This is a genomic window from Vibrio sp. 2-2(8) (assembly GCF_963888495.1).
GTDB lineage: Bacteria > Pseudomonadota > Gammaproteobacteria > Enterobacterales > Vibrionaceae > Vibrio > Vibrio anguillarum.
This window is the reverse complement of sequence record NZ_CAWPJM010000045.1, coordinates 1-678: the sequence shown is the minus strand read 5'-3', so window position 1 is coordinate 678 and position 678 is coordinate 1. Positions and strand designations below refer to the sequence as shown.

At 48.4% G+C, this 678-nt stretch carries 1 protein-coding gene and 1 pseudogene; both read left to right on the top strand.

The window, feature by feature from the left end; translation table 11 throughout:
• Positions 1-408, top strand: a 408-nt coding sequence (locus AACV12_RS12825) for a PTS system mannose/fructose/sorbose family transporter subunit IID (protein ID WP_170901636.1), incomplete at its 5' end; no start/stop codon positions are given.
• A gap of 58 nt (positions 409-466) precedes the next feature.
• A pseudogene (locus AACV12_RS12820) lies at positions 467-678 on the top strand (PTS galactosamine/N-acetylgalactosamine transporter subunit IIA); the annotation flags it as partial.

Below are 678 nucleotides of genomic sequence, written 5' to 3'. Positions count from 1 at the left end.
CAAGGCTCAATCATGGGGGCTGTGTTCTTTATCGTACTGTTTAACGTAGTGCACTTTGGTCTTCGTTTTGGTCTGGCACATTACGCCTACCGTATGGGTGTTGCTGCTATCCCAGTGATCAAAGCCAACACAAAGAAGGTAGGTCACGCTGCTTCAATGGTCGGTATGACTGTCATCGGCGCGTTAGTTGCGACCTATGTTCGCCTGTCAACAACAGCGGAAATCACCGCGGGTGACGCGGTGGTAAAACTGCAAGCAGACGTCATCGACAAACTGATGCCTGCATTCTTACCTCTTGTTTACACCCTGGCAATGTACGCCTTGGTTAAGCGAGGCTGGAGTCCACTCAAACTGATTGGCCTGACTGTCGCTCTGGGTGTTGTTGGTCGCTTTATGGGCTTCCTATAACACTTGTATCCACAGAATAAACGGGGCTGAGTAATCAGCCTCAATAAGGGTAATTGAAATGATTGCAGTAATTTTATCTGGTCACGGTGGCTTCGCTTCAGGCCTAGCAAAAGCAGTGTTCCAAGTCATTGGCGAACAGCCTCAGTTTAAGTTTATCGACTTCCCGGAAGAGGCAACCACACCACAGCTTGAAAAAGCGATTCGAGAGGCGATAGAAGAAATAGATTCTGGCGAAGGTATTGTTTTCCTGACTGATTTGCTGGGAGGTAC